This is a genomic window from Saccharothrix sp. CB00851 (assembly GCF_001905065.1).
Taxonomy (GTDB): domain Bacteria; phylum Actinomycetota; class Actinomycetes; order Mycobacteriales; family Pseudonocardiaceae; genus Actinosynnema.
Genome location: NZ_LWLC01000027.1, coordinates 64,034 through 88,603 on the forward strand (window position 1 = coordinate 64,034; position 24,570 = coordinate 88,603).

Annotated in this window: 21 protein-coding genes; 18 read left to right on the plus strand and 3 right to left on the minus strand. The window is 71.7% G+C overall.

Features of this window, described 5'->3' with window-relative positions; translation table 11 throughout:
• Positions 1 to 156: 156 nt before the first annotated feature.
• A complete protein-coding gene (locus A6A25_RS25445; protein WP_143193402.1) occupies positions 157 to 1,632 on the minus strand; it encodes an XRE family transcriptional regulator in 1,476 nt (491 codons plus the stop codon).
• A gap of 629 nt (positions 1,633 to 2,261) precedes the next feature.
• A complete protein-coding gene (locus A6A25_RS25450) occupies positions 2,262 to 2,558 on the minus strand; it encodes a putative quinol monooxygenase (protein WP_073894022.1) in 297 nt (98 codons plus the stop codon).
• Between the two features lie 127 nt (positions 2,559 to 2,685).
• Between A6A25_RS25450 and A6A25_RS25455 the strand changes: the two genes are divergently transcribed.
• The 10 genes from A6A25_RS25455 (at position 2,686) to A6A25_RS25500 (ending at position 15,149) form a co-directional block, all read left to right on the plus strand.
• Complete coding sequence (locus A6A25_RS25455; protein ID WP_083668659.1) at positions 2,686 to 4,065, plus strand: AlkA N-terminal domain-containing protein; 1,380 nt, start codon at positions 2,686 to 2,688, stop codon at positions 4,063 to 4,065.
• A gap of 136 nt (positions 4,066 to 4,201) precedes the next feature.
• Positions 4,202 to 5,446, plus strand: a complete 1,245-nt coding sequence (locus tag A6A25_RS25460) for an acyl-CoA dehydrogenase family protein (protein WP_083668660.1) — start codon at positions 4,202 to 4,204, stop codon at positions 5,444 to 5,446.
• A 244-nt stretch (positions 5,447 to 5,690) separates the two neighbouring features.
• Complete coding sequence (locus tag A6A25_RS25465) at positions 5,691 to 6,980, plus strand: lysine N(6)-hydroxylase/L-ornithine N(5)-oxygenase family protein (RefSeq protein ID WP_073894028.1); 1,290 nt, start codon at positions 5,691 to 5,693, stop codon at positions 6,978 to 6,980.
• 5 nt (positions 6,981 to 6,985) lie between these two features.
• Positions 6,986 to 7,357 carry a cupin domain-containing protein gene (locus A6A25_RS25470; RefSeq protein WP_073894283.1) on the plus strand — a complete coding sequence of 124 codons (372 nt, stop codon included), beginning with the start codon at positions 6,986 to 6,988 and terminating at the stop codon, positions 7,355 to 7,357.
• The gene (locus tag A6A25_RS25475) at positions 7,354 to 8,895 is read left to right on the plus strand and encodes a class I tRNA ligase family protein (protein ID WP_073894031.1); all 1,542 of its coding nucleotides are present in this window, start codon (positions 7,354 to 7,356) and stop codon (positions 8,893 to 8,895) included. Before A6A25_RS25470 ends, A6A25_RS25475 begins: the two co-directional genes overlap by 4 nt.
• A 1-nt stretch (position 8,896) precedes the next feature.
• Positions 8,897 to 9,991, plus strand: a complete 1,095-nt coding sequence (locus tag A6A25_RS25480) for an FAD-dependent oxidoreductase (protein ID WP_073894034.1) — start codon at positions 8,897 to 8,899, stop codon at positions 9,989 to 9,991.
• Between the two features lie 41 nt (positions 9,992 to 10,032).
• A complete protein-coding gene (locus A6A25_RS25485; RefSeq protein ID WP_073894037.1) occupies positions 10,033 to 11,331 on the plus strand; it encodes an ATP-grasp domain-containing protein in 1,299 nt (432 codons plus the stop codon).
• Positions 11,328 to 13,043, plus strand: coding sequence for an FAD-binding oxidoreductase (locus A6A25_RS25490; RefSeq protein WP_241828906.1), 1,716 nt, complete (start codon positions 11,328 to 11,330; stop codon positions 13,041 to 13,043). Before A6A25_RS25485 ends, A6A25_RS25490 begins: the two co-directional genes overlap by 4 nt.
• A 42-nt stretch (positions 13,044 to 13,085) precedes the next feature.
• The gene (locus tag A6A25_RS25495; RefSeq protein WP_073894040.1) at positions 13,086 to 13,580 is read left to right on the plus strand and encodes a flavin reductase family protein; all 495 of its coding nucleotides are present in this window, start codon (positions 13,086 to 13,088) and stop codon (positions 13,578 to 13,580) included.
• A 27-nt stretch (positions 13,581 to 13,607) separates the two neighbouring features.
• Positions 13,608 to 15,149, plus strand: coding sequence for a peptide ABC transporter substrate-binding protein (locus A6A25_RS25500; RefSeq protein WP_073894043.1), 1,542 nt, complete (start codon positions 13,608 to 13,610; stop codon positions 15,147 to 15,149).
• A 750-nt stretch (positions 15,150 to 15,899) separates the two neighbouring features.
• Here A6A25_RS25500 and A6A25_RS25505 read toward each other — a convergent pair.
• Positions 15,900 to 16,874 carry a GlxA family transcriptional regulator gene (locus tag A6A25_RS25505; RefSeq protein WP_073894047.1) on the minus strand — a complete coding sequence of 325 codons (975 nt, stop codon included), beginning with the start codon at positions 16,872 to 16,874 and terminating at the stop codon, positions 15,900 to 15,902.
• A gap of 101 nt (positions 16,875 to 16,975) precedes the next feature.
• Between A6A25_RS25505 and A6A25_RS25510 the strand changes: the two genes are divergently transcribed.
• The 8 genes from A6A25_RS25510 to A6A25_RS25545 all read left to right on the plus strand — a co-directional run bounded on the left by A6A25_RS25510 (position 16,976) and on the right by A6A25_RS25545 (position 24,564).
• The gene (locus tag A6A25_RS25510) at positions 16,976 to 18,217 is read left to right on the plus strand and encodes an MFS transporter (RefSeq protein ID WP_198932864.1); all 1,242 of its coding nucleotides are present in this window, start codon (positions 16,976 to 16,978) and stop codon (positions 18,215 to 18,217) included.
• Positions 18,218 to 18,525: 308 nt separating this feature from the next.
• Positions 18,526 to 19,338, plus strand: coding sequence for a DUF4142 domain-containing protein (locus A6A25_RS25515; RefSeq protein WP_158073816.1), 813 nt, complete (start codon positions 18,526 to 18,528; stop codon positions 19,336 to 19,338).
• Entirely contained in the window at positions 19,329 to 20,171 is an 843-nt protein-coding gene (locus A6A25_RS45750; protein ID WP_241828907.1) for a 4Fe-4S domain-containing protein, read from the plus strand. Before A6A25_RS25515 ends, A6A25_RS45750 begins: the two co-directional genes overlap by 10 nt.
• On the plus strand, positions 20,168 to 21,409 hold the full coding sequence (locus tag A6A25_RS25525) for an NAD(P)/FAD-dependent oxidoreductase (protein ID WP_073894054.1): 1,242 nt from the start codon (positions 20,168 to 20,170) through the stop codon (positions 21,407 to 21,409). Before A6A25_RS45750 ends, A6A25_RS25525 begins: the two co-directional genes overlap by 4 nt.
• A gap of 33 nt (positions 21,410 to 21,442) precedes the next feature.
• Complete coding sequence (locus tag A6A25_RS25530) at positions 21,443 to 21,724, plus strand: hypothetical protein (protein WP_073894057.1); 282 nt, start codon at positions 21,443 to 21,445, stop codon at positions 21,722 to 21,724.
• Positions 21,721 to 22,371: a DUF742 domain-containing protein gene (locus A6A25_RS25535; RefSeq protein ID WP_073894060.1), complete on the plus strand. Its 651-nt coding sequence runs from the start codon at positions 21,721 to 21,723 to the stop codon at positions 22,369 to 22,371. Before A6A25_RS25530 ends, A6A25_RS25535 begins: the two co-directional genes overlap by 4 nt.
• Positions 22,372 to 22,387: 16 nt before the next feature.
• Positions 22,388 to 24,109 carry a sensor histidine kinase gene (locus A6A25_RS46440; RefSeq protein ID WP_073894063.1) on the plus strand — a complete coding sequence of 574 codons (1,722 nt, stop codon included), beginning with the start codon at positions 22,388 to 22,390 and terminating at the stop codon, positions 24,107 to 24,109.
• Entirely contained in the window at positions 24,106 to 24,564 is a 459-nt protein-coding gene (locus tag A6A25_RS25545; protein WP_073894066.1) for a roadblock/LC7 domain-containing protein, read from the plus strand. The genes A6A25_RS46440 and A6A25_RS25545 overlap by 4 nt, the downstream gene beginning before the upstream one ends.
• Positions 24,565 to 24,570 lie beyond the last annotated feature (6 nt).

Genomic DNA, 24,570 nt, shown 5'->3' on the forward strand with positions numbered 1-24,570 from the left:
AGCGGAACGCGCCGCGGCAGATCACCGTGGCACACCGACGTTCGCGTCGAAGTGAGGTCTGCGCACGGGCCGGGAGCCTCCAGGTCGGGGGCGGCCACAGCGGAGGAACCGGGGAACTCCGCGGACGGCCGGTCGAGCGGGACCGGCCGCCGCGATTCAGGAACGTGCCTCGGTAACCGGTGCCATCCGGTCCACGAAGCGGCTGGGTAGTTCGATGCGGACGGGCGACAGCGTGCCGGCCGTGACCTCCGGGGGGCAGTTCGCCCGGTCGGGACGGCCGCGGAAGGCGTCCCAGTCGACCGGTTCGTGGCGACGTGACTGTCTCGGCGGCACGTCGAGGCGCAACGGCGACGGGTAAGCGCGGTTGCCCGGACCCGCGGCCACCTGGATCGCGAACACCCGCACCAGTCGTTCCACCCGGTAGCTGCCCGGCTGGTCGCCGCGGCGCAGCAGGCCGGCTTCCACCAGTTCTTCCGCCAGTTCGCCCCCCTCGGGCACAACCGAGTCCGGGTCGCAGCGGTACGGCAGGCGGGCGATGCGCGTCAGCAGCGCCCGAGCTGCCTCGCCCACCTCCTGGTACGCGCAGTTCAGCGACTCGAACAAGGACAGGTCGCCGATGCGGAGCCAGCTCAGCGCGCCGTCGCGCTCCGCCAGCTTGGCGTTCGCCCGGTGCAGCGGCACGTCCGGCCGCGCGACGAGCTTGCGCAAGGCGATGTTCAGCGCCAGGGGCAGGTCGTCGCACAGCTCGGCGAGCCGGTCGCACTCGTGCGGCTCGGCCTCGGCCCGCTCGGGCACGGCCGCGGTGATCATCGCGAGCGAGTCGGACCGCGACGGCACGTCCAGCCGGACGCGGCGCACGCCGTCCAGGCCCAGCAGCGGCTTGCGGCTGACCACCAGGGTCTGGCTGTGCCGGGACTCCGTCAGCAGCGGGCGCACCTGGCGCTCGTCGCGGACGTTCTCCAGCAGGACCAGGAGCCTGCGCTCCACCAGCAGTGAGCGGTACAGCCCCGCCCGCTGGTCGACCGTGCCGGGCAGGCGGTCTGCGGGCACTCCCAGAGCTCGCAGAAAACCGTCCAGCACGAACCCGGCGTCCGACGCGGTGCCGGTCAGCGGTCCGAGGTCCGCGTACAGCTGGCCGTCGACCATGTCGGCGGCGACGCGGTGCGCGTGGTGCAGGGCCAGGTCGCTCTTGCCCACCCCGACCGGACCGGTGACGACCACCGGGGTGGCCGCGGGCACGTCGAGCAGGTCGAGCTCACGTCGCCTGCCGACGAACCCCCAGGATCGCAGCGGCAGCTGGGCCGGCCGGGGCATCCCCCGGTCGCTGGGCGAGCTCCTATATCGGCCCCAGGACGGCGTGTCGGTGTTGGCCACGTTCGCGGCTTCCATCCAGCGCCGCCGCCACTCCTCGCGGTCACCGCCGCACGCGGCCACGAACCCGAGCGTCACCTGCAACGTCGGCAACCGGGTACCGCTGGCCGCGTTCGACAGCACGGACGGTGCGAACAACGCCGAGCGCGCCATCTCCCGGTACGTCGGGTTGCCCGCGCACGCCCGTAATCGGCGCAGCTCCGTGGCGAACGCGGCCGCCACTCCGCCGCCGACGTCCACTGGCTTCTCTGGTCTCGCCATGACGGAACCCCTCCTTCAAGCCGACGGATTCGTCGGACGTCGGAACACCACTGCCGCCGACGGCGCGCGCGTCGATCCGGCTGGCGGCCACAGCGGACAGATGGGCACACCCGGTCGACAGCCGCTCGACACGGCCACGCTCCCGGGCAGGCACGTGCGGTAACACGAAGTGATCGGCCGACTCCCGGCTACCGGGTGGCAGCGCCCGACTCCGGGCGCGGAGCGGTCACGCGACAGGGGCCTGGGTGCGGCGGGAGGGCCGACACCGCGATCGCGGCGCGAGCGGTTCGCGGCGGAGTGGTCCGGCGTTGCCCCTGGTCGGTCTCACCGTCGAAACGCGGGCGTTGTGAGGTGACGGCGTCGTGCGCGGGAGGGCCGACGCGCCGGACAGGTCTTCTGCCATGCCAGTCACAGGTCTGTCTCCGTTATCGCCGCCTTCGATGGCCCTGTCGGGCCGGGCGCCACGGGTAGCGCCGCGGTTATTCGAACCGACGGCGGCATTGAACGGCAGAGTTGATCGGCCCGAACAATCAACCTCGCACGATCCGGCGAAGATCACCCGGATGGCCCTTGCGGCGGCGGGTGACCGTCACGTCGGGCGCCGCGGGCGCCCGACGTGACGGCGGTCCTCAGATGCTGATGATCATATCGTGGTCGGTCTCCACGACCTCGACGGCCAGCGCGGCGAGCCGGCCCGCCACGAGCTCCCGGTAGGCGGGCGAGCCGGTGTGGGCGTCGTAGGCGTGCTGGTCGGCGAAGTTGCCGATGAGCAACAGGTAGTCGGGGCGCGCCGCGTTCCGGTACACGCGGAAGGACAGCGTCGCGGGCTCCTGCTCGGGGCCGAGCAGGGCGAACCGCCGGACGAGCTGCTCGGCTTCGGCCTGCTTGCCGGGCTTGAGCGGGATCGACAGGACCTTGGTGAGCACAAGACCTCCTGCGGTGGACGACCAACGCGGTAGAGGATCTCGGAGCCGCCCGGAGGAGTCTGGTCAGATGCGGACATCCCGGCGGTCGCGGTGGCGGGCCGGGTGGCGGTCCCTGTATTCCTGCGGCATGACGACGTTCAGGGCGGTGGTGACCACCGGCATCTACTGTCGGCCGGGGTGCCCGGCTCGGCCGCTCGCCGAGAACGTGCGCACGTTCGAGCTGGCCGCGACGGCCGAGGCCGCCGGGTTCCGTGCCTGCCTGCGCTGCCGCCCGTACCGGGTCGCCGGTCCGGTCGGCCCCGAGGCGCCCGAGCTGGTGTGCCGGGCGGTGCAGCTGATCCTGGCCGGGGTGCTCGACGGCGGCACGGAGGTCACCCTCGGTGCGCGGCTGGGCGTGTCGCCGCGCCACCTGCGCAGGCTGTTCAACGACCACCTGGGGGTGACCCCCGACCAGCTCGCGCGGTCGCGTCGTGCGCATTTCGCGCGAAGGCTGCTCGACGACTCCGACCTCGCCTTGGTCGACGTGGCCTTCGCGTCCGGTTTCGGCAGCCTGCGCCAGTTCAACCGGGAGATGCGCCAGGTGTTCCGGGCCGTGCCGAGCGAGCTGCGGCAGCGCAGGCGCCGGACCGACCGGTTGGCCGCGGACGGCGGGCTGGCGATGCGGCTGCCGTTCCGCCGGCCGTTCGACTGGGACGGCGTCCTGGACCACCTCGCCGCCAGGGCGGTGCCGGGTGTCGAGTCGGTCGAGGAACGGGTGTACCGCCGCACGATCAGCCTGGACGGCGAGGCGGGCCTGCTGGAGGTGCACCCCGGCGAGCAGGACAACCTCGTGCTGGTGGCGCACCTGCCCTACTGGGAGGGCCTGATCCACGTCGTGGAGCGGGCGAGCCGCATGGTCGCGGTGGACGTGGAGACCGGTCCGGCGGTGGACGACCTGTCGGCCGATCCGGTCGTCGGGCCGCTGGTGTCGGCCCGGCCCGGCTTGCGGGCGCCCGGCGCGTGGGGTGCTTTCGAGGTGGCCCTGCACGCGGTCGTGGCGCAGCACGGCGACCTGCCGTGGACCAGGGCCCGGACGGGGGCGCTGGTCCGGCGGTTCGGGCTGCCGGTGCCCGGCCTGACGCACGGGCTGACGCACCTGTTCCCGTCGGCGGAGGTGCTGGCGGGGGAGGAGCTGACCGGGATCGGGCTGCCGACCGGCGCCGCCGACACCGTGCGCGGGCTGGCGCGGCGGGTGGCCGACGGCGACGTCGTGCTGGACGGCGGCGCGTCCTCGGCGGACCTGGTGGCCGGCCTGACGGCGGTCGAGGGGATCGGGCGGGCCGCGGCCGAGCAGATCGCGCTGCGCTTGGGGCACCGGGACGCCTTCCCGGTGGACGCCCCCGCCGTCCGCCGGGCGTTGCGCGAACTCGGCGTCCGCGACCCGGAGCGGGCGGCCGAGGGGTGGTGGCCGTGGCGGGCGGTCGTGGCGGCGCACCTGGTCGCGCGCGGCGAGGCGACGGTCTCGTGACGGAGAACGTCCCGGTCATCGCCGCCGAACGCGGCGTTTTTCTTCGGTTGATTGTCTGATCCGGTCAATCCTTCCAGTCAACGGACCCGCTGGTTTGAATCGGGTGACATCAGCGCAGCCGAGGGGAAGCGAGCGGATGACAGCCACAGATGTTCAGACCGGCAGGACCGGGGTGGGCGCCGACCCGGTGTCGCCGGACTCGCCCGCGGCGGAGATCATGGCCCGTGCCAAGGCCGTCGCACCTTTGCTGCGCGAGCGCGCGGCCGAGATCGAGGACGCGCGCCGCCTGCCCGCCGACCTGGTGGAGGTGCTGCGCGGGACCGGTGTGTTCCGGATGGGCTTCGGCCGCAACTGGGGCGGTCCCGAGCTGAACTCGGTGGAGCAGACCGAGGTGATCGAGGCGCTGTCCTACGGTGACGCCGGTGCCGGCTGGTGCGCGATGATCGGCTCGGACTCCGGGCTGTACGCGCAGTTCCTGGACGAGGCCGTGGCCAAGGAGATGTTCACCAGCCTGGACATGGTCACCGCGGGCCTGCTGTTCCCGACCGGGCGCGCCGAGCTGGTCCCCGGCGGGTACCGGCTCACCGGCCGCTGGCCGTTCGGCAGCGGCATCACGCACGCCGACTGGGTGATCTCCGGTGCGTTCCTGTACCGGGACGGTCAGCCGGAACCGGGTGAGGACGGCGACCCGCACGACTCCAAGCTGTTCATCGTGCCGCGCGCCGACGTCGAGGTGATCGACACCTGGCACACCACCGGCCTGGCCGGCAGCGGTAGCTGCGACTACGCGATCACCGACGTCTTCGTGCCCGAGGGTCGCACCGTCACCTTCGACACCGTGCGCAACGGCGAGGGCCCGCTGGCCCAGCCGGAGGTGCACATGCGCAACATGCCCGGCGTGCCGCTCGGCGTGGCCCGTGCCGCGCTCGACCACGTGCGGGAGATCGCCTCGACCAAGGTGGGCCCGGCCGGCGCGATGGCGGACGACTACCGCACCCAGGTCACCATCGCCGACTGCGAGGCGGACTTCGCGGCCACGCGGCACGCGGTGTACGCGGCCCTGCGGCGGCAGCACGAGGTGCTGTCGGCGGGCGGCACCCTGGACGACCTGACGGCGGACGAGCGTGCCGCGCTCCCGTTGTCACGCAGGCACGCCTTCCGCACCGCGCGCTCGATCGTGTCGCGGTTGTACGACCTGCTCCAGACCTCGTCGATCTACCAGCGCTCGCCCATGGACCGGTGGTTGCGCGACACGAACACGATGTGCCAGCACGTCGTGGCCCAGGACCGCATCCTGCAGTCCGCGGGGGCGTACCTGTTGGGCAGCAAGCCGTCCTTCGCGCTGTCGCTCGGCGTCATCGGCGGCGGCAAGAAGAGCTGATCGTCCCTCCTTCCCGGTCGACGCCGGTCCCTTGTGGACTTGTTCGCGGCGGTGTTCGGACCGGATGGGGATTCTCTGTGGCGCAGGGCATCCGGCGGTCCGAGAGGGCCGTGACGCGGACCGCGCCGTGCCGGTGCCAGCGCCGGAAGTCGTGCCGAGCCACGCAGTGCCCGGCGCGCAGGAACATCCGACCCGCGGGCCCGCTGCCCGGCGGGTGAGCCGACCTAGTAGTCAGGTGGGGAATGTGACTGGGCAAGATGTCGAAGTTCTCATGATCGGTGCCGGGCCGTCGAACCTGGCGCTCGCCGTCGCGATCGAGGAGTCCGGTGAGCGCCAACTGGCGACGAGCACCCTGGTGCTGGAGCAGTATCCGGACGTCAAGTGGCAGCGCAACCTGCTGCTGCCGTGGGCGCGCAGCCAGGTGTCGTTCCTCAAGGACCTGGTGACCCTGCGCAACCCGCGCAGCCGGTTCTCGTTCCTGAACTACCTGCACCAGCAGGGGCAGCTGGACGACTTCGTGAACCTGTCGACCTTCAACCCCTACCGCTGGCAGCTCTCCGCCTACCAGCAGTGGGTCGCCGACGGCCTGGAGCAGGTCCGCATCCGCTACAACGCCCGCACCGAGCGGATCGACCCGCGCTACGCCGAGGACGGCTCGGTCGCCGGGTGGGCCGTCACGCTGTCCGACGGTGACACCATCACGTGCCGCGACCTGGTGGTCGGCACCGGCCGGGACGCGCACGTCCCCGAGGTGTTCCGCGACCTGCCGCGGGAGCGGGTGGTGCACAGCACCCAGTACTCCGGCCGGATCACCGGGTTGACGGCGCCGTCCGACCGTCCGATGCGCCCGGTGGTCATCGGTGGCGCGCAGAGCGCCGCGGAGATGTTCATGGCGCTGCACCAGGACTTCCCGGACAGCGAGCCGACGCTGGTGCTGCGCTCGATCGGCCTGCAGAACTACCAGACGAGCAAGTTCGTCAACGAGCTGTTCTACCCGTCGTTCGTCGACGAGTTCTACACCATGCTGCCCGAGGCGCGGTCGCAGGTGCTGGACGAGATGCGCCTGACCAACTACGCGGGCCTGGCGCCGCCGTTCCTGGAGGAGATCTACTCGATGCTGTACCAGCAGAAGATGCTGGGGCGGCAGCGGTCCTCGGTGCGGAGCCTGACCGAGGTCGTCGGCGCGCGGATGGACGGCGACGAGGTCGTGCTGGACCTGCGCGACCGCAAGAGCGGCAAGGTCGAGCCGCTGCGCTGCGACGCGGTGTTCCTCGGCACCGGGTACGACCCGCGGATGCCCGCGATGGTCGGCGACCTGGCGGACCGGATGGGCCTCGCGGACGTCAACGTCAGCCGGCGCTACCGGGTCGACCTCGGCGACTCGGCCTGGGGCGCCATCTACCTCCAGGGCGTCAACGAGCAGACGCACGGCATCGCCGACTCGCTGATCAGCGTGCTCGCGCACCGGTCCCAGGACATCACCGAGGACCTGCTCGCCCGCCGCACGGTCGCCGAAGTCGCGGCGGAGGTGTGAACGACATGGTCGAGATCCGCAAGCTGGACCGGGACAACTTGGAACCGGCGTACGGCCTGGACGGGCAGCGCCTGATGCCCTGGCCCGCGCTCAACGCCCCGTTCGAGGGCGCCTGGTGCGTGCTGCGCGCCGGCACCGAGTCCACGCCGCACTCGCACCACGAGTACGAGATCTTCATCGCCATGAAGGGCACCGCCGAGCTGGACGTGGACGGCGAGCGGTACGACTTCGTCGCGGGCGACATCGTGCACCTGCCCCCGGGCTGCACGCACAAGGTCGTCAACGGCGGCGCGGAGGACTTCGAGTACTACGGCGTCTGGTGGGACGCCGAGATGTCCGAGAAGTTCCTCGCCCGGCACGAGGAGCAACCGCGGTGAGCCGACCGACGTTGATCATCTCGCCGGCCCCGACCGCGAACGGCGACCTGCACCTCGGGCACGTCGCCGGTCCGTTCCTGGCCGCCGACGTGCACGCCCGGTACCTGCGGGCCACCGGCCGCGAAGTGCTGCTCGCGACCGGTTACCAGGACACCTCCACCTACGTGGTCACCACGGCGCACCGGCTGGGCGTGACGCCGCGGGAGTTGGTGGCGCGGTCGGCGGAGCAGATCGAGTCGACGCTGGCCGCGGTCGGGATCGACGTCGACGGGTACACCGGCGACGAGGACCGGTTCGTCAAGGCGGTGCTCGGGTTCGTCGAACGGCTGCACGCGGCGGGCAAGTTCGAGCTGCGCACGATGACCTTCCCGTACTCACCGGCGACCGGCGAGTACCTGGTGGACGGCTTCGTGAAGGGCGGCTGCCCGCTGTGCCTCGCGGAGGGGTGCGCCGGGCTGTGCGAGAGCTGCGGCCACCCGATCGCCGCGGGCGACCTGATCGACCCCAAGTCGACCGTCGACCCCGACGACCCGCTGGAGCTGCGCGAGGCGCAGGTGCTCGTGCTGCCCATGGAGCGGTACCGCGAGCGGATCCGCGAGCACTTCGCGGTGCACGGCCGGGCGATGCGGCCGCACATGGCGCAGGCGATCCGGGAGATGCTGTCCCGGCCGCTGCCGGACTACCCGGTCACCTACCCGACGTCGTGGGGCATCCCGGCGCCGTTCCCGGAGGTCGCCGGCCAGCGGATCAACCCGAACGCCGAGCCGGCGGCGTGGAGCATCTACTGCGGCACGCTGTCGGCCGAGCGGCGCGCGGTGCCGCTCGCCGTGGACGACGAGATGTGGCTCGCCGACGCCGGCACGAAGGTCGTCTACTTCCTCGGCTTCGACAACACCTACCCGTTCGCGGTGGCGATGGTGGCGATGCTGCTGGCCGCCGACGGGCGGTACCTGCTGCCCGAGGAGTTCGTCACCAACGAGTTCTACGAGCTGGACAACTCGAAGTTCTCCACCAGCAGGGGCCACGTGGTGTGGGGCCGGGAGCTGGTCGCCGAGGTGCCGCGCGACCTGGTGCGGTTCCACCTGGCCGCGACCAGCCCGGAGAACCAGCGCACCGACTTCAGCCGGGCCGCGCTGGCCAGGGTGACGTCCACGCGCCTGGTCACGCCGTGGAACCGGGTGGCCGACCAGGTGGACCGGTTCACCGGCCGCGGTCCGCTGCCGGTGTCGGAGCGGTCGCGCGGCGCGGCCACCCGGATCGTGGAGCGGTTCGCCGCCTGCTACGAGCTGGAGGTCTTCAGCCTCACCCGGGCGGCCGAGGTGCTGGCCGAGCAGCTGGGCAGGCTGGCCCGGTGGTCGGTGCGGCCGGGCGAGGAGGGCGACTTCTGCCACGAGGTCGAGGTGGTGCTGCGGTGCGCCGCGCCGATCCTGATCGACCTGGCGGAGAAGGCGTTGCCGGACACGGACATCCCGACGGGGGCGGGCGCGACGACCGTCACGCCGACGAGCCTGCCGCGGCTGCCCGAATGGACGGCATGAGATGACCGAGGACGCCCGGCCGGTACCGGTGCGGGACGGCGCGCGCCGGCGGGTGGTCGTGGTCGGCGCGGGCGTCACCGGGCTGCTCACCGCCATCCGGTGCGTGCGGGACGGGCACCTGGTGACCGTGCTGGACCGGGGCCCGATCCCGCACCCCGGTGCGAGTTCGTTCGACCACCACCGGGCCGTCCGGGCGCTCGACCCGACCGACCCGGAGGGCACCCGGCTGGCCGCGTCGGCCTACGAGCGGTGGCTGGAGCTGGAGGCCCTGTTGTGCGGGCCGGACGCCGGTTTCTACCGCCGGGTCGGCGTGGTGACCGCGTGGCCGGACGGGCGGGCCGCGTCGGTCGCCGCGCTCGGCGCCGAGGCGGGCCTCGCGGTCAAGCTCGTCGAGCCGGACGAGCTGCCGCACGTGCGGTTCCCGGCGGGCTCGGTCGGCGTGCTGGAACTCGACGCGGGCGTGCTGCTGGCCGACCGCGTGCTGTGGAGCGCGGCGCGGTGGCTGGACGAGCACCCGGCGGCCCGGCTGCGCCCGTGGTGCGAGGTGTCCTCGGTCGACCCGGTGACGGGTCGGGTGGCGCTGGCCGACGGCACGGTCGAGCAGGGTGACCTCACCCTGGTCGCCGGCGGCCCGTGGTCGAGGTCCCTGGTGGACCTGCCGACCGTGCTGCACCGGCAGACCATGGTGTACCTGCGCCCGCCGGACGAGCTGGTCGGGTGGTGGGACACCGCGCCCAGTGCCGGCCGGATCGGTGCGGACGGTCGCGCGTGGCTGATGCCGTCCGGCGGCGGGACGCTGCTGAAGATCAGCACCGACGCGGTCTGCCGCGAGGTGTCCGACGTGGACGACGAAGACGACGATGACGAGACCCGGTGGGCCGAGCGGGTCATGGCGGCCGAGGTCTTGGCCGACGTGGAGCGGTACGCCGTCGCCGCCGTGAAGCGGTGCCACTACGCGGTGGACGCGCGCACCGGCGACGCGCACCTCGTCCGCGTCGGACCGGCCGTCTGGGCCCGGGCGGCCAGCGGCGGCGCGGGGTTCCGCACCGCGCCCCTGGTCGCCGACCGGATCGCGGACGCCCTGCGCGCCGGTTGAGTCGCCCCAGCACTTTCTTGCGAAACAGGAGGAACCACGACATGAGCAGCTCCAAGACCGTGCTGCTGGTGATCGGCAGCGGGCTCAAGCTCTACCGGGAGTACCTGGTCCGCTCGGCCGCGGCCAGGGCCCGCCGGGCGGGCCACCAGCTGGTGCTGATCAACAACCTGCAGCCGACCTGGCAGCACGAGTACTTCGACGAGATCACCGTGGTCAACGTGTTCGACCACGAGCTGCTGGCCACGACCGCCCGCGAGATCGCCGCCCGGCACACCGTCGTCGGCGTGCTGTGCTGGGACGAGCCGCTGGTCATGCCCGCGGCGGAACTGGCCGCCGAGTTCGGCGTGCCCGGCCTGAGCATCCCCGGCGTGCACGGCTGCCGGGACAAGTACAGCGCCCGGACCCGGCTGACCGAGGGCGGGCTGCTCCAGCCCGGTTTCGCGATGACCGCCGACCTGGCCGAGGCGCGGGCCGCCGCCGAGCGGATCGGCTACCCCGTCGTGGTCAAGCCCCGCGCGCTCGGCGCCAGCATGGGCGTGGTGCTGGCCCGCGACGAGCAGGAGCTGGTCGACGCCTTCCAGGTCGCCTCCGACGCCAGCCTGGTCGGCGACGAGCCCTACCGCGGCGGCGCGATCGTGGAGGAGTACGCCGTCGGCCCCGAGATCAGCGTGGACGGCGCCCTGCACAAGGGCGAGTACCTGCCGATGTTCGTGGCCCGCAAGCGCACCGGCGAGCACCCGTACTTCGAGGAGATCGGGCACGTCGTCGACGCCGCCGACCCGCTGCTGGACGACCCGGTGCTGCTCGACACGCTGGCGCGGGCCCACCGGGTGCTCGGCATCGAGGACGGCATCACCCACGCCGAGGTGCGGCTGACCGACCGCGGCCCGCTGATCATCGAGATCAACGGCCGGGTCGGCGGCGACCTGATCCCGTTCCTGGGCAAGACCGCCACCGGCATCGACCCCGGCGAGGTCATGGTGGACGTGGCCCTGGGGCAGCGGCCCGACATCGTCCGCGACCGGCGCGGCGTGGCCGGCATCCGGTTCGGCTACCCCGAGCACGACTGCCTGGTCCGCTCGGTGACCGTGCCGACGGAGGCGCCCGGCCTGGTGACGGCGTCCCCGATGGTGGAGCCGGGCACCACGTTGCGGCTGCCCCCCGGCGGCTACATCGCCCGGCACTCGTTCGTGGTGTGCCAGGCCGACGACCCGCAGAGCTGCGAGGAGCGGTTGGTCGCGGCGAGCGCGCTGGTCCAGGTGGACTCCGAAGAGGTGGCCCCGAAGCCGCGGGGCGCCGTGCTGGAGATGCCCGCCGGGCTGCTGGACGTGGACGAATGATCAACTACGACGGCAGGCTGTTCCGCAAGGCCGGCGGTGGTGACGGCACCGTCGCCCAGTACCACCAGGACGGCGACCTGGTGTGGGCCGACTTCACCGGCGGGAAGGTGCGGCGGGGCACGGTCACCGGGGTGTGCTCGCCGGATGGCACGCTGCGGCTGGCGTACACCATGGTGCTCGGCACCGGCGAGGTGATCTCCGGGCACACCGTGAACGTGCCGCAGCCGCGGCCCGACGGGCGGCTGGTGCTGCGCGAGGAGTGGCAGCGCTTCGGCGACCACGCTGCCAGCGGGGTGTCGTACCTCGAGGAAGTGCCGACGCGGACGTCGGACTCGGAGCGAACGGGGAGTGTGGGCATGACCGGGTGGGACGGGTTGCGCGACGTGGTCGACGGGCGGCTGAGGCTGCCCGGCGACGACGGGTTCGAGGAACGCAGCAGGCCGTTCAACGAGCGCTTCCGCGACGTGCGGCCGGCTGCGGTGCTGTCCGTGGCGGGACCGGCCGACGTCGGCCGGGCGATCGGCTGGGCCAGGGAAGCGGGGGTGCCGCTCGTCGCCCGCGGTGGCGGGCACAGCTACGCGGGCAACTCCGTCAACCGCGGCCTGGTGCTCGACCTGCAGGACCTCGACGACGTGCACGTGGACCCGTCGACCGCGCTGGTCACCGTCGGCGGCGGCGCGCGGACGCGCAGGATCTACGACGCGCTGCGCGAGCACGACCTGGTCTTCCCGCTGGGCAACTCCGACGACGTCGGCATCGGCGGCCTGGTGCTCGGCGGCGGCGTCTCGGTGGTGTCCCGCGCGATGGGGCTCACCTGCGACTCGCTGGTGTCCACCGACCTCGTCATGGCCGACGGCAGCACGGTGACGTGCAGCGAGACCGAGAACCCCGACCTGTTCTGGGCGTGCCGGGGTGGTGGCGGTGGCAACTTCGGCGTGCACACCTCGTTCACGTTCCAGGCGCGCCCGGTGCCCGCCGCGTCCACGTGCCTGGTGCTGTGGGACTGGCCGCACGCGATGGACGTGCTGACCGTGATGCAGGAGGTCATGCGCCTGGCGCCCAACGCCTTCTCCGCCCGCATCGGCGTGAGCCGCGCGGCGGGGCAGTCCGGCGTCGTCTCGGTGATCGGGCAGCACCTCGGCCCGGCCGAAGAACTGCGGGAGCTGCTCGCACCGGCGCTGGCCGCGGCACCGCCGTCCCGGGTCGACATCGCGGACCGGACCTACTGGGAGGCGGCGGACTACCTGCACCACGAGACCGCGGGCGGCGCGTTCGCGGTGCGCACCCGGTGCACGCCGGAGCCGCTGTCCGAGGACGGGCTGCGGACCCTGGTGACCGCGGTGGACAAGTGGCCCGGCAGCGCGAACCCCGACGGCGCCGGCGCGGCCCTGTTCACGTGGGGCGGCGCGATCAACGACGTGCCGGTGACCGAGACCGCGTTCCCGCACCGGGACGTGCTGTTCCTCGTGTCGCTGGACACCTCGTGGCTGCCGGACGAGTCGCCCGAGGTGGTGCGCGGCAACCTGGACTGGCTGCACGACCTGCACCGGGACATGGGCGAGTACGCCACCGGCGCGTCCTACGTCAACTTCACCGACCCGGACCTCGACGACTGGCGCGCCGCGTACCACGGCCCCAATGCCGACCGGCTGGCGGAGATCAAGCGCCGCTACGACCCCGACCGGGTCTTCTCCTTCTCCCAGGCGATCTGACCCGTGCCCCGGCGGACGGCGGCACCGGAAGGTGAGGTCACAATGCCCCTCGACCTGCGTGGTGTCATGCGGAACTTCGCCACCGGCGTGTGCGTGGCGACGACCTACAGCGATCGGGCCGGCGGCAGGCGCCACGACGCGGTCACGGTGAACTCGTTGACCTCGGTCTCGCTCGACCCGCCGCTGGTGTCGCTGGCCCTGCGGCTCGACTCGGCGTTCCTGGCGGACCTGCTGGAGACCAAGAAGTGGGCGGTGTCCATCCTGGACAGTCGGGCCCGCGAGGTCGCCAGGCAGCTCGCCAGGGACCGGGTCACCCGGGCGCCCGTGGTCGGCGCGCTGCGCGCCACGCCGGGGCACGAGACCGGCGCGCTGGTGCTCAACTCGGCGAGCTGGCTGGAGTGCGTGCTCTGGGACAGCTTCGACGTGGGCGACCACACCCTCGTCATCGGCGAGGTCGTGGCGGTCAACGAGCACCAGCACGCACCCGCCCTGGTCTTCCTGCACGGCCAGTACCACGCGCTGAACGACCAGCGCTGAGCAAACCCACGGCGTTACGGAGGAAGTGTGCGACCTACCACGCGGGCCGGCGAGAGCCCGGTCATCAGCTACCACGGCACCGAGCCGGAGAACGCGCTGATCCCCGGCCACACCACCGAGTCCGGTGGCGTCAAGGTGATCGCGGCCCTGTTCCGGGGCCTGGTCTCCTACGACGCGGTGGACGCCCACCCGAGGAACGCGGTCGCCGAGTCGATCGAGACCGCGGACTCCGCGGAGTTCACCATCCGGCTCAAGCCGGGCTGGACGTTCCACGACGGCACGCCGGTCACCGCGAGCAGCTTCGTCGACGCGTGGAACTTCACCGCGCACGGACCGAACAAGATGCAGGCGGCCAGCTTCCTGTCGCACATCGAGGGCTTCGAGGAGGTCAACGCGCCGGAGTCGGAGGTCGCCGAGCTGTCCGGCCTGAAGGTGATCGACGACCTGACCTTCGTGGTGAGGCTGTCCGCGCCGTTCTCCGAGTTCCCCGTCACGCTCGGGTGCAGCGCGTTCTTCCCGCTGCCCAAGGCGTTCTTCGAGGACCGGGCGGCCTACGAGGCGCACCCGATCGGCAACGGCGCGTTCCGCTTCGTGTCCCGTGAGCGGGAGGAGTACATCCTGCTGGAGCGCTACGAGGGCTACGCCGGGGACGACAAGCCCCACATCGGCGGGGTCGAGTTCCGGATCTACCGCGACCTGGGCGACGCCTACCACGACGTGATGGCCGACAAGCTCGACTACCTCGACGTCACCCCGTACTGGGCGCTGGAGGGCAACCGGTACCAGCGCGACCTGCCCGGCCGCACCCACGACCGGACCTACCTCGGCATCCAGACCGTGTCGTTCCCGCTGTACGACTCGCGCTACGCCGACCGGCGGGTGCGGCAGGCGATCTCCATGTCGATCGACCGGGTCAAGCTGATCGACCGGATCTTCCAGGGCCACCAGGTGCCCGCCGACGGCCTGGTCCCGCCCGCTGTTTCGGGGCGCGCCGAGAACCAGGGCGGCGAGCTGTGCGGCTACCACCCCCAGCGGGCCAAGGAGCTGTTCGACGAGACCGGGTTCGAGGGCGAGATCGAGCTGACGTCCAACGTCGACTCGCCGAACCAGCCCTGGATGGAGGAGATCTGCGCGTCGGTCACCGAGGCACTCGGCGTGCCGTGCCGCTTCGTGCCGATCCCGACCATGGGCGAGTTCCGCCGCAAGCTCAACGCCCAAGAGGTCACCGCGCTGTTCCGCTCCGGCTGGATCGCGGACTACCCGTCGATCGAGAACTTCCTCACCCCGATGTACCGGACCGGCGCCTCCGACAACGTCGGCAAGTACAGCAACCCCGAGGTCGACGCCCTGCTGTCAGCCGCCGACCGGAGTCCTGATCGTGAGCAGGCGTGGGCGCTGTACCAGCAGGCGGAGCGGATGATCCTGGAGGACATGCCCACCATCCCGGTCTGGTACCAGAGCACGCTCTCGGCTTGGTCGACGCGCCTGCGCACCGTCCAGCCGAACCCGTTCCGCGAGCTTGACCTCTACAGCGTCACCGTCGCGGAACCGGGCGACGCCTCGGCCTGATGCCCCTCAGGTCGCCCGCGGCGGTCCGGCGCCGGTCTACTGTGGACCGGCGCCGGACGGCTGAAGCCTTTAGAAGCCTTTGAAAGCTGAAAAGCGTCCTCGCCGGACGGGCAGATCAGCAGGATGACATCCCCCTGTCCCGTCTCCGTCTTGTCCCGTCGGGAACTGCTGTCCCAGCGTGGTCCCGGACTCCGTGTCATCCCACCGACCTCCCTCCGGGCTACCACACGTGTCAAGGGCGGCGCGCGGTCCCAGTGAAGTGACAGTCGAAGTTGGACGCGCCGCCCTTGACACGTGCGGTAGGGCAAAGCCAGGTCGGCGGGATGACACGAAGCCCTACCTGTTGTAGAGAGAAGAGCGCCGCCAGTGGCACGTGCCGGGGGTCGCCGACGAGCGCGGGGACGAACGGGCCCGGGGCGGGTGGAGGCCGCGATGCGCTTCCGCTTTTCATTGGGAGGGGTTCGTGTCATCCCGCCGACCTGGCGTAGCCCTACCGCACGTGTCAAGAGGGCCTCGTGCAAGCGCTGCCTGACACTCCGACTTCGGGGCCCTCTTGACGCGTGTGGTAGCCCGGAGGGAGGTCGGTGGGATGACACGTACCCCGGGACCACCAACCCAACAGCAGTTCCCGACGGAACAAGAGGAAGCCGGAACCGGGGGATGTCATCCTGCTGATCTGCCCGTCCGGCGAGGACGCTTTTGATCTTTCAAGCTTTCGCGGCCCACCAGCCCACCAGCCCGCCAGCCCACTCAGCCCGCCGACCGGAACGTGGTCCGGTACGCACTGGGCGCCACCCCGAGCGTCGCGCCCATCTGCTGCCGCAACGTCGCCCCGGTACCGAAGCCCGAGTGCCGGGCCACCTGGTCGATGGGCAGATCGGTGGTCTCCAACAAGTGCCGAGCGCGTTCGACGCGCTGCTGCGTCACCCACTTGGCCGGGCTCAACCCGGTCTCCTCGCGGAACCGCCGGGTGAACGTGCGCACGCTCATCCGGGCGTGCGCGGCCATCGCGTGCAGGTCCAGAGGCTCGTGCAGGTGCTCCAGCGCCCACGCCCGGACCCCGGCGATGAACGTGTCGGACACCTCCGGGACCGGCTGCACGATGAACTGCGACTGGCCACCGGGCCGCCACGGCGGCACGACGCACCGCCGCGCGGCCATGTTGGCGACCTCGCTGCCGTGATCACCCCGCACGATGTGCAGGCACAGGTCCACGCCCGCACCGACACCGGCCGAGGTGAGCACACGTCCCTCGTCCACGAACAGCACCCCTGGGTCGAGGTCGACCTGGGGGAACAGTCGGCGGAACGTGTCCGCGTGCGCCCAGTGGGTGGTGGCCCGGCGACCGTCCAGCAGGCCGGCGGCCGCCAGCACGAACGCGCCCGTGCAGATCGACACGACCCGCGCGCCCCAGTGGGCGGCCGTGCGCAGGGCGTCGCGCACCTGCTTGTCGAGCGTGCCGTCGGTCAGCGGCTGGGCGCCGTAGTAGACCCCGGCCACGATGATCGTGTCGGCCTCGGCCAGCAGCTCCAAACCGTGCTCGGGGGTGATGGTGAACCCCGCCGCGCTGCGCACCGGCCGGGCGCCGGGTGTGCAGATCCGGACCTGGTAAAGCCGCTGGTCGTCCCGGTCGCGGGCGGCGTTGAAGACCTGCGTCGGGGTGCCGAGGTCGAACGCGACGACCTCGTCCAGCGCGAGCACGGCCACCTGGTGGGGTCGGGTCATGGCCCGATTCTTGCACAGGATGGCCTTCCAGCCACTTTCCGAAACGGCCGTGGATCGAGCACTCTTGCCCCGTGATTCGCAACAAGCAACTGTGGCCCTGGATGATCGCGGGCATCGGGTTCGTCGCACTCGTCGGCGCGGCTGGGTTCCGCGCGACCCCGGGTGCGCTGGTGGAGCCGCTCCAGACGGAGTTCGGCTGGTCCACCGGGACGATCGGCTTCGCCATGTCGGTCAACCTCGCCCTGTACGGCGTCACCGCCCCGTTCGCCGCCGCCCTGATGGAGCGCTTCGGCGTGCGCCGGGTGACCGCCGGTGCGATGGCGCTGATCGCGCTGGGCAGCGGGTTGACCATCTTCATGTCGTCGGCCTGGCAGCTCGTGCTCCTCTGGGGCGTGATGGTGGGCGTCGGTGCCGGTTCGATCTCGCTCGGGTTCGTGGCGACCATCGGCACGCGCTGGTTCGTCAAGCGCCAGGGCCTGGTCACCGGTCTGCTCTCGGCCGGCGGCGCCACGGGTTCGCTGATCTTCCTGCCGCTGGTGGCGTCGCTGAGCGAGTCCGACGGCGGGTGGCGCACCGCCGCGATCGTGGTGTCCTTGGTCGCGTTCGCGACCGTGCCGATGGTGCTGCTGTTCTTCCGGGAGCACCCCGCGGACGTGAACATCCCGCCGTACGGCGCGGACGAGATCGTGCCGGCCCCGCCCGCGACCGGCAACGCCGCGCGGCTCGCCCTCACCGGCCTGAAGAACGCCGCCCGCACCAAGCCGTTCTGGTTCCTCGCGCTCGGCTTCGCCATCTGCGGTGCCACCACCAACGGCCTGGTCGCCACCCACTTCATCCCGGCCGCGCACGACCACGGCATGCCGAGCGTCACCGCGGCCGGCCTGCTGGCCCTGATCGGCGTGTTCGACCTGATCGGCACGATCCTGTCCGGCTGGCTCACCGACCGCGTCGACTCCCGCATCCTGCTGGGCGTCTACTACGTGCTGCGCGGTGCGTCGCTGCTGGTCCTGCCGTCGCTGTTCGGTGAGTCGGTCACCGGCCCAATGATCATCTTCGTGATCTTCTACGGCATGGACTTCATCGCCACTGTGCCGCCGACCGTCGCCCTGTGCCGCGAGCACTTCGGCATGTCGGCGCCGATCGTCTTCGGCTGGGTCTTCGCCTCGCACCAGATCGGTGCCGCCATCGCGTCCACCGCGGCCGGCATCACCCGCGACAACTTCGGCGACTACGCACCCGCCTGGTACGTCGCCGGCTTCCTCAGCATCGGCGCGGCCGTGCTGTCGATCACCATCAGCCGCGCGAAGGCCAAACCGCTCACCGAGGCCCCCGCGGCCGCCTGACCACCTCTCCACCCCTCAAGAAGTGGCGCCCCCGGATCTCCGGGGGCGCCACTTCGGCGTTTCCGCCGGTGCGCCGTCCCGTCGGACCTCCGCTCCGAGGGCGGACTCGGGCACACCTGACGGTCAGTTCGTGCAGAGGTGGTCCCCGGCGGCTGACCGGCGAACGCTCCCGGATGAACACTCGTGGTGGCCCTCGACAAGACCGAACGGGAGTACACCATGGCCACCGTCGCAAGTGGAGTGAGCCCGAACCGCGGTGGCCGGTGCTCGACCACATCGCAGCTCAGGACTTCCAGGTGAAGGCATTGATGAGCGTTCTCTCGCGTAGTACGGGTCGTACGCGTGCCGGGCGGAGATCGCTGCCCGTCCGGCTGGCGCTCGTCCTGGCCGTCACCGGGACGGTCGGTGCGTGCGGTGTCTCGGCGACCAGCGGCTGGCACGACGGCGACCCGCCGGGACGAGGCCTGCGCAACGACACGACCATCGACGCGCCGTACGGCCCGCTGTACCCGGCGGACGTGAAGATGCTCGTCGCGGTCGCGCAAGCGGGCCTTTGGGAGGCACCCGCGAGCGAGGACGTCGCCCGGCGCAGCACCAACCCGAAGGTGCGGGCGGTGGCGGCGCAGCTCGCCGAAGAGCACCACGTCCTCCACCAGACCAACATCGCCGCCGCGGACCGCCTGCAGGTGCAGCTGCCGCAGGCACCGACCCCGCAGCAGCAGGGCTGGCGGGACGAGATCCGGGCGGCGAGCGGTGACGAGCTCGACCGGGTCTACGTCAACCTGACGCGCGCCGCGCACGGGTCGGTCTACATGGCCATCGCCGCGGTGCGGTCCACGACGGAGAACGACGTCGTCCGCTCCGCCGCCGCGATCGCCGAGGACTACGTGTCCCGGCACATGGCCCTGCTGGAGAGCACGGGCCTGGCGACGTCCGACGCGCTGGCGGTGCACTCCGGCACCGACGCGCGGTACCAGGCCCTGCCCGCGCCGGTGGACTTCGTCCTCGGTGTCGCCCTGCTGGTGACCGTGGGCTTCGGGACGTTGCTCGTGGTCCGGGTCGGCTCGCGGATGCGGCCGGAAGAGGCCGCCGAGGAAGAGGAAGCGGAGGCGTGGACGTGATCTCGATGACGAGCCTGCCCATCGACGTGCTCGCGGCCGGCTACACCGGCAACGACAACGGCGTGCGCAGCGTGGTGGCGTTCTCCGCGCGGCTGTCCTACCTCACCATGTGCCTGACGCTGTGCTGGGGCATCTTCACCGCCACCGGCTGGGTCCGCCGGTTCACCGGCCACCACGCGCTGCGCAGCGGGCACGCCATGCTGGCCACGTTCACCCTGGCGACCGCGGCGGTGCACGGTTTCGGGTTCTGGTTCCTGGACGAACAGCTCGTCGTGGGCTCGCAGGTGTTCATCCCGTTCCTCAACGGCTACGTCCGGCACGCGCTCGGCATCATCGCCTTCGACCTGATGGTGGCGATCGTCGTCACGGCCGGGATGCACCGCGTCTTCCGCTACCGGAACTGGTTGCGGTTCCACCAGACCGCGTACGCGGTGTTCGTGCTCGGCGCCGCGCACGCGTGGTGGGGAGCGTGGGCCAACGGCAACTTCGAGCTCGTGTGGCTCGCCGGTCTCACCGCCTCGGCGCCCGCCATCGCGTTGGTGGCGGTGCGGTTCGTGCCGTCGAGGGTGTTGGCCAAGGTCGGGCTCATCGAGGGCGACTCCGTGCGGGCGACGCCGGTGGACAAGGCGGCGCCGCTCACGGTGAGCGTCGACAACCAGCGCTGCCACCGCTACGGCTTCTGCCAGACCGAGGCGCCCGACGTCTTCCAGCTCCAGGAGGACGGTCGGCTGGCCTACCGGCAGAGCCCTGACATCACCCGCAACCTGGACGTGCTCTCCGCGGCGCGGTCCTGCCCGATGCGGGCCATCGAAGTCGCCGGGAGGGACGTATGAACGAAGTGCCGAGGATCGTGGTGGTCGGAGCCGGTATCGCGGGACTGTGCGCCGCCGAACGGCTGCGCGACCTCGGGTTCGACGGTGAAGTCGTGATCGTCGGGTCCGAGTCCACCATGCCGGTCCACCGCCCGATGCTGTCCAAGCAGCTGCTCACCGGCGAACTCGGTGCCGCGGACGTGCTGACGGCACCGTCCGAGAGCCTCGACGCGACGTGGCGGCTGAACACCACGGTGACGCAGCTGGACCCGCGCAGGCGGGTCGTGCACCTGCCCGGCGGTGAGGAGCTGGAGTACGACGGGCTGATCATCGCGAGCGGTGTCGAGCCGCGCAGGCACCCCGGCGGGCTCAACGGGCATCCGCGCGTCGTGGTGGTCCGCACCCGCGCGGACACGCGGAAGACGAAGACCCTGCTCGAACGCTCGCGGGAGCAGGTCGTGGTGATCGGCTCCGGTTTCATCGGCTGCGAGGTCGCGTCGAGCCTGCGGTCCATGGACCGGTCCGTCACCATCGTCGGGCGCACCGGCACGTTGATGAACAACCTGCTCGACAACGACCTGGCGACCCGGCTCACCGACCTGCACCGGCGCAACAAGGTCCGCCTCGAACTCGGTGTCTCCGTGAAGTCCTGGTCGGGCAACGCGTCCCGCGCGGAGCTGCTGCTGTCCACCGGCCGCGCCATCAGCGCTTCCTGCGTGGTCGTGGCGATCGGATCGGTTCCGGCGGTGTCCTGGTTGCGTGATTCCGGTGCCCGGCTGGAGAACGGGGTGGTGTGCGAGGCCACCTGCCACGTCGAGGGGATGGAGGACGTGGTCGCCGCCGGTGACGTCGCGTCCTGGCCGAACCTGCGGTTCGACGACAAGCCCCGGCGCGTCGAGCACTGGACGAACGCGATCGAGATGGGCCGGGCCGCGGCGGAGAACCTGCTGAGCGGCCGCGAGTCGGCGACGCCGTTCACCCCGGTGCCCCGGTTCTGGTCCGAGCAGCACGGGCTGCGGATCCAGGCCGTCGGGATGCCGTCGGTCGGCACCGAGCACGTCTCGCTCGACCAGGCGTCCTCCTCGGAGCGCTCGCTGACCGGCTACCTGCGTGACGGCAGGCTCACCGGTGTCATCGGGTTCGACCGCTCGGTGGCGGTATTGGACTACGGGAAGAAGCTGCGAGCCGGCTCTTGGCCGGACACCGGTGCGGCCGGGGACCGGCAGCTCGCCGGGCCACCCCCGCTGTCGCCCGTCTGATCAGCCGGGAAACGACCTCGAAAGGCGCAAGTGATGCGACTCAACCCGCGGATGCTCCCCGCACTGCTCGGCTTGCTCGTCGGCGCCGGTGCCGCCGTGGCCGTCGCGCAGTCGCCCAACTTCTCCTCCCTCACCACCGAAGTCGAGATAGCCACTTCGGACTCGCCGCACGGGCTGCGCGTCGTCGTTCCGCTGCCGTACCGGGAACCGCGGCGCGCGGTGCTCCCACCGGTGGAGGCGGAGCGCTTCGACGACGTCTGGCCGGAGTCCGACCGGGGGATCGGCATGCGCACCGACCACGGGGCGCGGCGATGACCGCGAACGGGAACCGGACCGCGGCGGCACGGACCGACCGCGCGGCACCGTCGCGCTTCGGCGGGTGGACCGACTACCGCGAGTGGGCCGAGCACGACTTCCGCGACCGTTCCGCGGCGGAGGAACCCGGTCCCGCGACGGACACGGCGATCGTCGTGGAGGCGCTGACCCACCTCGTGCCCATCAGGGTCCTGGTGGAGGAGGAGAACGAGGGCTCGCGGCGGTCCTGCCTGGTGCCGTCGACCGGGGTGGCCGAGCCGGAGCCCGAACCCGACCCGGTGCCCGAGCTCGATGACGCGGCGCTGATCCGGCCGTACGTGCGCTCGGCCGAGCGTTCCGGTACCCCGGACGACCTCGGCTTCGAGACCGTGGTCGAGCTGGCCCGACCCTTCTCCCTGCTGCCCGCCCGGCAGATGACCGCCGACCAGCGGGAGGTGTGCCGGGTGTGCCTGGCGCCCCAGTCGGTCGCCGAGGTCGCGGTCAGCGTCTCCGCGCCGCTCGGCCTGACGCTGACGATCATCGGCGAGTGCATCGCGAAGGGCTACCTGCGCGTGCACGAGACGGCCGTCATCGTCAACGGCCTGCCGTCGATGGACCTGCTCCGGCGGGTCTACTCCGGGCTGTCACAGCTGCCCGATGCCGGATGACCAGGACGGAGCAGCCATGAACACACGTCTGGGTGTCGTGCTCGCCGCGATCGGGCTGGCGCAGCTCGTGGTGGCGGCCCTCGCGACCCTGTTCCGGGCCGACGGCTGGGCCCGCCCGGCGGTGGCGGCCCTCGCCGTCGGAGCACTCGCACTCCTGGCCGCGGTGGTGGTGATAGTGCGACGCCTCCACCACGCGCAAACCCTGGTGCGGGAGGAGATCGACGCGTTGGCCGCGGTGCCGCTCACCGACGTCCTGGCCGGCGCGCTCGGCCGCAAGGACGCCGGTGAGCCGGCCAAGAGGCTTCCCGCGGTGTCCGACCCCGGTCTCGCCCTGCTCGTCGGACGGGTCGAGGAGCTGTGCGCGGCCGCGTTGCGGGCGGACCTGGAGAACGAGGACGTCCGGGCCGGGTACACCGAGGTGTTCGTCAACATGTTCCGGCGGTCGCAGATGTTGCTGCAGCGCCAGCTGGAGGTGATCGAACGCCTGGAGAGCGGTGACCGGTCGTCCGCCGACATGCACCTGTTGTTCCAGCTCGACCACCTGGTCACGCGGATGCGGCGCAACAACGAGAACGTGCTCGTGCTGGCGGGGACGGAGCTGGTGCGGGCGACCAAGAACCCGGTGCCGATGGAGGCCGTGTTCCGGGCCGCGATGTCCGAGGTCGACAAGTACCAGCGGATCAGGGTGCTGGGCATCCCGTCGGTGCGGATCTCCAACACCGCGGCGGGCGACCTCATCCGGATCATCGCCGAGCTGCTCGACAACGCGACGGCGTTCAGCCCGCCGGACAAGGAGGTCACGGTCAACGCCGAGCTGGGCAGGCACGAAGGGCTGTCCATCGGGGTGTTCGACAACGGGATCGGCATGTCCGACGAGGACGTCCGCAAGGCGAACGAGCGGCTGACGAACCTGGGTTCGGCGCAGATCGCCCGCTCGCGCCGCACGGGCCTGTTCGTGGTGGGCAGGCTCGCGGGCAGGCACGGGTTCAAGGTCGAGCTGTTCGGCGGCGACGACGTGGAGGGCGTGTCGGCGCTCATCTCGGTGCCCAGTTCGGTGCTGCTGGAGGAGGAAGCGGTGCGCGCGGGCGTTGCCGGTCCGGTGACGGTGATGACCACCGTGAGGACGCCGGAAACGAGGTCCGCGCCGGACGACGACGAGGGCGGGCGCCGCGTCTCTTCCTGGTACGGCAAGTCGAAGGCGTGGCGTGCCGAACGCGACAAGGCCGTGCGGAACGCGCGTCGCGGAGCCGTCGAGCGCAAGGGCGCGGAGCACGACGACGTCCCCGTTGACCTGCCGGTGCGGATTCCCGGCAATCGTGGTGCGACGCCGGTGCTCGCGGCGGTCCCCGCGGGTGTCACCACGAGCGGCCCGGCCGGTGGCGTACCGGACCCGCGGGCACCGTCCCGGTGGTTCAAGGCGCGGGACGGGGCGGCGGAACCCGAGCGGGGCGCTGATGCGGCACCGCAACCGTCACCCCCGCCCGAGCCGCCCCGGCAGGAGACCGTCTACACGGAGGACGGGCTGCCGCTGCGCCAGAAGGGCGCGCACCTCCCGCCGGGAAGTGCGAACGGGTCGGACCGGCCCAAGCCGATCGAACGCGACCCCGCGCACCTGCGGCGCAGGTTGTCCAGCTACCAGGGCGGTGTGCGCAAGGCGAAGGAACAAGAGGCCCGGATGCGGGGCCGACCACAACACACAGGCGGTTGGACCGTGTTGGAGAGGGAGACAGGAAAATGAGCGGACAGTCGAAGTCGCTGACCTACCAGGAACTCGTCGACAAGTGCCGGTGGCTCATCAACGAGTTCGTGGACCGCGTTCCCGGGGTGGCGCACGGCATCACGGTCTCCGCGGACGGACTGCTCCTCGCCGCCTCCGGCGCCCTGCCGGAGGACCGGGCGGACCAGCTCGCCGCGGTGTCGTCCGGGTTGCTGAGCCTCACCGAGGGCGCGGCCCGGTGGTTCGAGGCGGGCAACGTGCGGGAGACCATCGTGGAGATGGACGCGGGCACCATGCTGTTGATGGCGATCAGCGACGGCTCGTGCCTGTCCATCCTGGCCGATCCCGGCTACGACATCGGACAGATCGCCTACGAGATGGCGCTGCTCGTGGACAAGTTCAGCGACCAGTTGACGCCGGGTGAGCGCGTGGACGACGCGGAGCGGGGCGTCTCCGCCGGTTCCGCGGCCAACTGAGGGACC

Coding starts and splice junctions, on each gene's coding strand:
- A6A25_RS25445 (WP_143193402.1), bottom strand. CDS start 1,632: ATGGCGAGACCAGAGAAGCCAGTGGACGTCGGCGGCGGAGTGGCGGCC.
- A6A25_RS25455 (WP_083668659.1), top strand. CDS start 2,686: ATGACGACGTTCAGGGCGGTGGTGACCACCGGCATCTACTGTCGGCCG.
- A6A25_RS25460 (WP_083668660.1), top strand. CDS start 4,202: ATGACAGCCACAGATGTTCAGACCGGCAGGACCGGGGTGGGCGCCGAC.
- A6A25_RS25470 (WP_073894283.1), top strand. CDS start 6,986: ATGGTCGAGATCCGCAAGCTGGACCGGGACAACTTGGAACCGGCGTAC.
- A6A25_RS25480 (WP_073894034.1), top strand. CDS start 8,897: ATGACCGAGGACGCCCGGCCGGTACCGGTGCGGGACGGCGCGCGCCGG.
- A6A25_RS25485 (WP_073894037.1), top strand. CDS start 10,033: ATGAGCAGCTCCAAGACCGTGCTGCTGGTGATCGGCAGCGGGCTCAAG.
- A6A25_RS25490 (WP_241828906.1), top strand. CDS start 11,328: ATGATCAACTACGACGGCAGGCTGTTCCGCAAGGCCGGCGGTGGTGAC.
- A6A25_RS25495 (WP_073894040.1), top strand. CDS start 13,086: ATGCCCCTCGACCTGCGTGGTGTCATGCGGAACTTCGCCACCGGCGTG.
- A6A25_RS25505 (WP_073894047.1), bottom strand. CDS start 16,874: ATGACCCGACCCCACCAGGTGGCCGTGCTCGCGCTGGACGAGGTCGTC.
- A6A25_RS25510 (WP_198932864.1), top strand. CDS start 16,976: ATGATCGCGGGCATCGGGTTCGTCGCACTCGTCGGCGCGGCTGGGTTC.
- A6A25_RS25515 (WP_158073816.1), top strand. CDS start 18,526: ATGAGCGTTCTCTCGCGTAGTACGGGTCGTACGCGTGCCGGGCGGAGA.
- A6A25_RS25525 (WP_073894054.1), top strand. CDS start 20,168: ATGAACGAAGTGCCGAGGATCGTGGTGGTCGGAGCCGGTATCGCGGGA.
- A6A25_RS25530 (WP_073894057.1), top strand. CDS start 21,443: ATGCGACTCAACCCGCGGATGCTCCCCGCACTGCTCGGCTTGCTCGTC.
- A6A25_RS25535 (WP_073894060.1), top strand. CDS start 21,721: ATGACCGCGAACGGGAACCGGACCGCGGCGGCACGGACCGACCGCGCG.
- A6A25_RS46440 (WP_073894063.1), top strand. CDS start 22,388: ATGAACACACGTCTGGGTGTCGTGCTCGCCGCGATCGGGCTGGCGCAG.
- A6A25_RS25545 (WP_073894066.1), top strand. CDS start 24,106: ATGAGCGGACAGTCGAAGTCGCTGACCTACCAGGAACTCGTCGACAAG.